Annotated in this window: 5 protein-coding genes; 1 reads left to right on the top strand and 4 read right to left on the bottom strand. The window is 42.5% G+C overall.

Going from position 1 to position 8,456, the window contains the following annotated elements:
- Positions 1–615 precede the first annotated feature (615 nt).
- The gene (gene ppdK / locus ACTQ53_RS16700; protein WP_294968445.1) at positions 616–3,336 is read left to right on the top strand and encodes a pyruvate, phosphate dikinase; all 2,721 of its coding nucleotides are present in this window, start codon (positions 616–618) and stop codon (positions 3,334–3,336) included.
- A 327-nt stretch (positions 3,337–3,663) separates the two neighbouring features.
- Here the strand turns inward: ppdK and ACTQ53_RS16705 are convergent, their stop codons facing one another.
- From ACTQ53_RS16705 to ACTQ53_RS16720, 4 genes are read right to left on the bottom strand one after another with little or no spacing between them, the layout of a single operon-like run.
- Positions 3,664–4,734: a DUF1972 domain-containing protein gene (locus ACTQ53_RS16705; RefSeq protein ID WP_441934358.1), complete on the bottom strand. Its 1,071-nt coding sequence runs from the start codon at positions 4,732–4,734 to the stop codon at positions 3,664–3,666.
- 35 nt (positions 4,735–4,769) lie between these two features.
- The gene (locus ACTQ53_RS16710; protein WP_441934360.1) at positions 4,770–5,870 is read right to left on the bottom strand and encodes a glycosyltransferase family 4 protein; all 1,101 of its coding nucleotides are present in this window, start codon (positions 5,868–5,870) and stop codon (positions 4,770–4,772) included.
- A gap of 45 nt (positions 5,871–5,915) precedes the next feature.
- Positions 5,916–6,899 carry a glycosyltransferase family 8 protein gene (locus tag ACTQ53_RS16715; protein WP_441934362.1) on the bottom strand — a complete coding sequence of 328 codons (984 nt, stop codon included), beginning with the start codon at positions 6,897–6,899 and terminating at the stop codon, positions 5,916–5,918.
- Entirely contained in the window at positions 6,896–7,981 is a 1,086-nt protein-coding gene (locus ACTQ53_RS16720) for a hypothetical protein (protein WP_441934364.1), read from the bottom strand. Before ACTQ53_RS16720 ends, ACTQ53_RS16715 begins: the two co-directional genes overlap by 4 nt.
- Between the last annotated feature and the right edge of the window lie 475 nt (positions 7,982–8,456).

The following is an 8,456-nucleotide window of genomic DNA, read 5'->3' on the forward strand; positions in this document are numbered from 1 at the left end:
GGATGTTGGCTACATATTGATGTTGTGCTGTTGCTTTTTACTGAAAGCTGCTACTAACGACTCATAAATCTACCCTTAATCGTGTATTGGATGATAGTTGCGGGTTTTAGGTATATCAGAAGTTACCTGTTACTTTTGTAACTTTTGTTATCGTCTCACAATCCTTTTACCTTTAAAATTCTTTTTTACCTTTTTACCCTTTTACCCTTTTACCCTTAAAATTCTTTTTTACCTTTTTACCCTTTTACCTTTAAACTGCGTCCCGACGTAGCGCCAACTGCGTGGCGACGTAATCTCTTCTGCGTCCCGACGTTGCCATCCCTGCATCGCCACGCATTTTCATCCTCCTCGCCACGCATTTTCATCCCCCTCGTATCGCATTTTCATCCTCCTGGCTTCACTTTTCCATCTTACATTTTTGTTACTTTTTCCGCTTCCTTGTGGTGGATTGTTAAAAAAATCCCCGTGTGTGCGACAACAGTTTAAAATGTAATCTCGGGATAGCAAAAAAGATTATAAAAGTTTGGTAGTTTCAAAATAATGTCGTATATTTGCATCATCAACAAAGAATTGATAATAGCTAGAATAATATAATATTTTTGAACCTATAAAAATATGAACGAAAAAAGAGTTTATACATTCGGTAATGGAAAGGCCGAAGGAAATGCGAAGATGCGTGAAGTGCTTGGCGGTAAGGGTGCTAACCTCGCTGAGATGAATCTTATTGGTGTACCTGTTCCTCCAGGTTTCACTATCACAACAGACACATGCAATGAATACTATGAGGTAGGTGAGGAAAAAATCAAGGAACTTCTTCAGGATGAAGTAATGGCTGCTGTGGCTCATACAGAGGCTTTGATGAACAGCAAGTTCGGTTCTGTTGAGAACCCTCTCCTCGTTTCCGTGCGTTCTGGTGCACGCGCTTCTATGCCAGGTATGATGGATACTATCCTCAACCTCGGTTTGAATGACGAAGTTGCTGAGGGATTGGTCAAGAAGACCGGTAATCCTCATTTCGTATACGATTCATATCGCCGTTTCGTACAGATGTACGGTGACGTTGTTATGGGATTGAAGCCTGTTAACAAGGAAGATATCGACCCATTCGAGGCTATCATCGAAAAGGTGAAGGAAGAGCAGGGCGTTACTCTTGACAAGGACCTCTCTGTAGAGTCACTCAAGAAGCTCGTTGAACTCTTCAAGGCTGCTATCAAGGAGCAGACCGGTCAGGATTTCCCTACCAATCCTATCGATCAGCTCTGGGGCGCTATCTGCGCTGTGTTCCGTTCTTGGATGAACGAGCGCGCTATCCTCTACCGTAAGATGGAAGGTATTCCTGATGAGTGGGGTACTGCTGTTTCTGTCATGGCGATGGTATTCGGTAACATGGGCGATACATCTGCTACAGGTGTTTGCTTCTCACGTGACGCTGGTAATGGTGAGAATCTCTTCAATGGTGAGTATCTTATCAATGCACAGGGTGAGGACGTGGTAGCCGGTATCCGTACTCCACAGCAGATTACAAAGATTGGTTCTCAGCGCTGGGCTGAGCGTGCCGGTATCTCTGAGGAGGAGCGCGTTGCTAAGTATCCTTCTATGGAAGAGGCTATGCCTGAGCTTTACAAGGAGCTCGACGCTCTCCAGGATAAGCTGGAGCACCACTATCACGATATGCAGGACATGGAGTTCACCGTACAGGAAGGTAAGCTCTGGTTCCTCCAGACACGTAACGGTAAGCGTACAGGTACCGCTATGGTGAAGATTGCCATGGATCTCCTCCACGAGGGTATGATTGACGAGAAGACTGCTATCCTCCGCTGTGAGCCTCAGAAGCTCGATGAGCTTTTGCACCCGGTATTCGATAAGCTGGCTCTCTCTAAGGCTAAGGTCATCACACAGGGTCTCCCTGCATCTCCAGGTGCTGCCTGCGGTCAGATCGTATTCCATGCAGACGATGCTCAGGAGTGGCATGAGGACGGCAAGAAGGTGATCATGGTTCGTATCGAGACATCTCCTGAAGACCTCGCTGGTATGTCAGCTGCCGAGGGTATCCTTACCGCTCGTGGTGGTATGACTTCTCACGCTGCCGTTGTGGCTCGTGGTATGGGTAAGTGCTGTGTATCTGGTGCTGGCTCTATCAACGTTGACTACAAGTCAAAGACTGTTGAGATTGAGGGCGTAGTTTACAAGGAGGGTGATTACATCTCTCTGAACGGAACTACAGGTCAGGTTTATGCAGGACAGATTGAGACAAAGGCTGCAGAACTTTCAGGCGACTTCAAGGAGCTGATGGACCTCTGCGACAAGTATACAAAGATGGAGATCCGTACCAATGCAGATACTCCACACGATGCTGAGGTAGCTCGTGCATTCGGTGCCAAGGGTATCGGTTTGACACGTACAGAGCACATGTTCTTCGATGATCAGAAGATTGTTGCGATGCGTGAGATGATTCTGGCAGACTCTGTTGAGGGTCGCGAGAAGGCTCTTGCCAAGCTCCTCCCATATCAGAAGGCTGACTTCTACGGAATCTTGAAGGCTATGGATGGCTGCCACGTGAACATCCGCTTGCTCGACCCACCTCTCCACGAGTTCGTACCACACGATTTGGCTGGTCAGGAGACTATGGCTAAGGAGATGGGTGTAAGCGTTGAGGAAATCAAGAAGCGTGTGAACTCTCTGGCAGAGAATAACCCAATGCTCGGTCATCGTGGTTGCCGTCTCGGTATCACATTCCCTGAGATTACAGCTATGCAGACTCGCGCCATCCTCGGTGCAGCTTGCGAGTTGAAGAAGGAAGGTTTCAACCCATGTCCAGAGATCATGGTTCCGCTCATCGGTACTGTTCAGGAGCTCAAGCAGCAGAAGGCTATCATCCTCGCTACTTCTAAGGAGGTATTCGCTGAGTACGGCGTAGAGGTTGAGTTCGAGATTGGTACAATGATTGAGATTCCTCGTGCTGCCCTTACTGCAGGTCAGATTGCAGAGGAGGCTCAGTACTTCTCATTCGGTACTAACGACTTGACACAGATGACCTTCGGTTATTCTCGTGACGACATCGCTTCATTCCTCCCTGCATACATGGAGAAGAAGATCTTGAAGGTTGACCCATTCCAGGTTCTCGACCAGGAGGGTGTTGGTCAGCTCATCAAGATGGCAGTAGAGAATGGTCGTGCTACCCGTCCTAACCTCCGCACTGGTATCTGCGGTGAGCACGGTGGTGAGCCATCATCAGTTAAGTTCTGCGCTAAGGTTGGCATGAACTATGCTTCATGCTCTCCATTCCGCGTGCCTATCGCACGTTTGGCTGCGGCGCAGGCCGCCGTCGAAGAATAATCGAAACGTGCTGAAAATTAGTTATATAAAGGGCAAGTATCTGGTAAACAGGTACTTGCCCTTAGTTTTTGTGCATATTCTGCCTGTTCCAAATGCAGAATAAGAGACCAAAATCAGGAGCGTGTTTCCCAAAAATCAGGAGCGTGTTTCCCAAAAATCAGGAGCGTGTTTCCCAAGCCATTCATTTGTTTCGCAAAACAAGGAAGAATTGCTGGTGCCAACACCACGGGTGGGTGGATTGAAACTACCTCCCATCACCACCATTCTTTTATTCTCTTTTGTCATTTCTTCCAATCATTTTATTATTATATAATGCTTTGCTACCTTTTAAAAGAGGGCTTCATATTGTTTGATGATGTTTTTCCATGGGTAGTGATGGTAAGTCAGATTGGTCAAGTCACCATCATTTTGCTTTACGTTCATGCAGAGTTCTTTCAATTGTTCGGCATCAAGGTAGTAGTGAGCCATGTTGAAGGTGGTTTCTCTGTTGTATTCCACTCCGTAGGCCAGTATGGGGCATCCGAAGAACATGGCCTCCACCAATGAAGGATTGGTGCCGCCCGCACTATGCCCATGGACATACAAGCGGCAGTTTTTGCGCAGAGTATAGAGCACGTCAAGGTCGTAGATACTGTCTAAAATACGGATATTGTGTATCATGCCATATTTGAACCTCAAGTTCTTGCTGTAGCTGCTGTGGTTCCAGTTGCCGATAAACACCAGCGGCATACCGCTTTCGGCAAAGGCCTGCAATGTGATGTCGCATTTGTTTTCAGGCTCTATGCGGCATATCGACAAGGCATATCCTTTTTTGTCGAGCATATACTTGTTCAATATGCTGCTTTGTTTCTCCTCCGACACATTGCGCAGCACATGGTCTCCACCGTAGGCTATCAGTTCAGGACTTTTCCCATATTTTTCTTCAACATATCGCTGTATCACTTTGTTGTCGGCAATAACGATATCAGCGCACCTCACCACCAGCTTTTCGCTCTGTCTGAGATACCATTTGGCAAATCCTCCCCATTTGGCACGGGTATGTTCCAAACCGTCAATGTTGACAATCAGTTTCTTATGGAAAAACAAACGGAAAAAGGGCAGGAAAACACCCCCTGAAACACCCAGAACAAGCACAGTGTCAAAACCTATGATGCAGCACATCAGCGACAATATATCGTAGAAAATGCTTTGTGCACCGTTGGCGTGGAATAGAGGGATATATTTCAGTTTGGCCCCCTTGAATGTCTTTCGTCTGTCATCATAATCCTTTGCCGAACAGAACACGGTGTATTTGATGTTATAACTACAGTTCACTCCAATCAGGTTTTCCACCAGTGTCTCAAATCCACCGTATTGAGCAGGCACTCCCTGTGTGCCAACTATTGCAATCCGTTTCATTGTTTAATAATTATTGTTTTTTGTATTCTATTGGTTTACCGTATGCCATTCTGCAGAAGCGTTTCTATGGCAGAAATCATGTTCTTTGCACAGAAAAGCCTTGCTTTTTTCAGTGCATTGTTGGCCATTCCGATATAGTTTTGTTTGTCTGACAGCATTTCATGTATGCGCTTCTCTATCAGTTCCAAGTCTTTCGCATCAATCTTATATCCATTCACACCGTCATCCACCATTTCCGCAATACCTCCCACCGTAGGAACAATGACAGGCAAGCCGGCACGCATGGCCTCCAGAGCCGTCAAGCCAAAGGTCTCAATAAACCGATTCTTGTCTGACAAATTCAATACGATAGACGATTGTCCATAGAAACCCGTCACATCATTTTGTCGAGGAAACACCTTCAGGTTACGTTGTGATGCAACAGGCAACTGATTCTCCTGCAGATAAGCATCTATGTTCTCCTGCCTATCGTTTATCACGATGATAAATCGGTATTGAGGCAGACGCTGAGATAACTCAATAAATTCCTTTGTGCCCTTATAGCCTTTGAGAGAGGAGAGCATCAAAACCGTCTTTTGGCGGAAAGCTGCTTTTGGGTCAGGATGTAATTTCTCGACAAAATCCTTTGGCAACGTGTTAGGAATCACAGTTACCTTTTTCTTTGTAGAGAGAAAGGAGGCTTGATACCCCGACACACAAATGATCTCATGTGCCAATCGTTGCATCATCCAAGCCAACCCCTCGTAGAAAGCACTCTTGATGAAGGCATTCTCATGATAATGATACACTACCCGTTTACCCATCAGCCGTCCGGCTAATGCGGGTCCCACAGGCAGCAACGTATTGATGTAAAACACCACATCCTTCTCGAAGAGCCATCGCAAGGCCACCAAGAAAGCATACACCTGTACTGCCGTATATCGGCACATCGTCACAATGGGGTTCGTGGAAAAACGATAACGATAGCCATGCTTCCGAAAACCAGGCTTCCCAATCAGTTCATCCAGCACGCCACCTCCTGAGGTCACCAAATCCACCGGATAACCTTTTTCCAGTAAGCCTTCCAGCACCCCCTTCAACACTTTCGGACTACCGCTATAGTCGTTGAAAAGATGAAAACAGACAATGTGATTCATTATTTCTTTTATAGAGTATATGGCAATATCGGAATTTTGATTATCTTACATTACCCTATTCTGTAATAGATGACGTAAATGTATAAAGCGAATCATTAATTCATAAATATAAAATGGACAATGATAATAGATCCAATTCTGAATCCTACAATTCTTTGAGACTTGTTTGTAAACAAGTTCATAGTTTTTCCATGGAGACTTAGCCAAATAATCTAAATAAATTTGTTTCATAGGATGAGAACAATTCAAGAACCATGGCCGATTAAACAATTCTCCGGTAAAATGAATCACTTTAGGTTTTTTCTTTGCATTTTCTATCTCATTTTGTGAATAATATGTTTTCATTCGGAATAAGCGCTTAATTTTTTCCACAGGAAACATAAACATAGGATTAATGAGATTATACTCAGGAGGCAGTATTTTTTTTCTATCCCTGCAAACATGATTCACTGTTCCTTGATCGACAAAAGGAGGATTACCTCTATAAGAAATTACATAATCAATACATTTATTCTCAATATCTAATTCTCTCCACAATTTTAGGTTTAGGAGTATAACGCCACCACAATTGATATATCTGTCATCATTCGATAGTCCTATTTTATATACAAAATAAGGATTTACAGTATCTTGTACACCAGCCACAAGTGCGTCTTGCATATCTATATTTAAAAGCTCAAGCAACGAACCAGTCACAATGGTGTCACAATCAAATGTAAGCATCAAGTCAACCTCTTTAATCTGGGCAAGAAACAGCTTTCCATATGTACTCCTGCAAAAATGAGTTTCAACATTCATCTTAGAAGTCAATTGAGCCAAATCGATGAAAATAATGTTTCTGTTATATTGCTTAGCAATCGAATTTAGCCTCGTCTTGTTATCTTCACAGATATTATTGTCCAGTATATACACATTGATTTCATCTGCCTCTATATTATTGTCAAATAGGGACAAAATTGACAGTCCTGCATGTTGCGCATAGTTATCCATAAATGAATAAGCGCAATTTAATACCTTTAGGTCGTTCATGATTTATTATATTTATCTATTAAACCAATCCACATTTTATATGATCTGTCTTGTGGAGAAAAATTACCGCAAAAGAGACGTGAGTACAATGAAAACACTCTTAAGAGATAAGAAATCACCAATGGTTTGATGTCTCTAACGGGAATTTTAAGTCCAACATTTTGTAAATCCACAAAAGCCTCTTCTATTGTCAAGTTTTTGACCAAAATATCTATTTGAAGTTCGAAATGAATGATGTCCATATAGGCTGGATACCCCATAGCACCGTACTCATAATCAAATGTAAAAAGTTCTCCGCTCTCAAAATACGAATTCCAGGGAGTAAAATCTCCATGTATTGCTCCAAATTCCACATCACCACGATAATATGTAACAATACTATTAATACCATTTCTCAAGATCTCTCGATCATTTGTGGCAATATTATCGAGTATTGATTCCAAATAACGGAGATCATTATACAATCCTGTTTCCACAAAAGGAATCTTGGTCTTAGTCTTTTCATATATCTCTTTTGCAAAATCAATATGAAAAGGTGTAATTTTGTGAAAAACAGTTGAATGAATTGTCTTGCAAGTTGTTTGAATAAACACAAAATAGTCATCTAGTTTTTCACAAAATAATATTGACGGTATGTTTTTTATTCCCTTTTCAGAAAGAAACTGTAAAAAGCTCATCTCTTGATAGAAACTGCTAACAACATCTAGATTGTCAGAGATTTTTGCATACCCTAAAATAGTATTTTCATTATAAATCTGAATTGTAATTTTCTGTCGAGGTCCCGGAGACCCAAAAAATATCGAGTATTCTATTTTTTTGTTTGCAAAAACTCTTTGAAACACCTTTAACAGACTATCTTCAATCGATGCTTCTGTAAGTTCTGCATGACAATATCGAGACAAAAATTGCACATAAGAGAGCAATGGTAAAAGACATTTGAGGATTTTCCCTCTATAACCACTTGGCTGGTATAGTTCCATCGCCATACGGATGTTGCGCAATGGAAGTAACCACATTTTCCCTTCTGCATTCGTGATACGAAAAAATCTATCGCACTGTCGCCCATACACTATCTTTTCCAAGTTCATAGGTGCAAATAATGATTGAATAATGACACGATTTCCTTGCCTCTTTCTTCCCAGGTCAGTTGCTGCCCAATTTCATAATTTCTTTTCCCCATTTCAATACGCAACGGCTCATCAGTCATACTAACAATGGCATCTTTCAAATACAAAATAGTCTGTTTCCTATCCGATAATGGAATTTTCAAAGAATAATTATTAGTAACTACTCAGCACCCCTATAGAAGTAACTACTCAGCACCCCTATAGAAAACTTCTCGTTAATAAAGCATAAACTTGATTTTGCTGATTTTCTTCATCCTTACAAACTTTTTAATGATTGAGTCGATGAGGACGTAGGCTGTTTAAAACAGTTCATTTAACGAGTTCTTTTCCGATGATGCCTCCAACATGTCTCCTTTGTCTATTATCTCCCTTCAACAGATTATCTGCCAGGAGATGCGTTTTTGCATTCCCCGTAAGTCAAAAGTCTGCG

It is taken from the genome of Prevotella sp. Sow4_E9_plate (assembly GCF_052116205.1).
Classification (GTDB): domain Bacteria; phylum Bacteroidota; class Bacteroidia; order Bacteroidales; family Bacteroidaceae; genus Prevotella.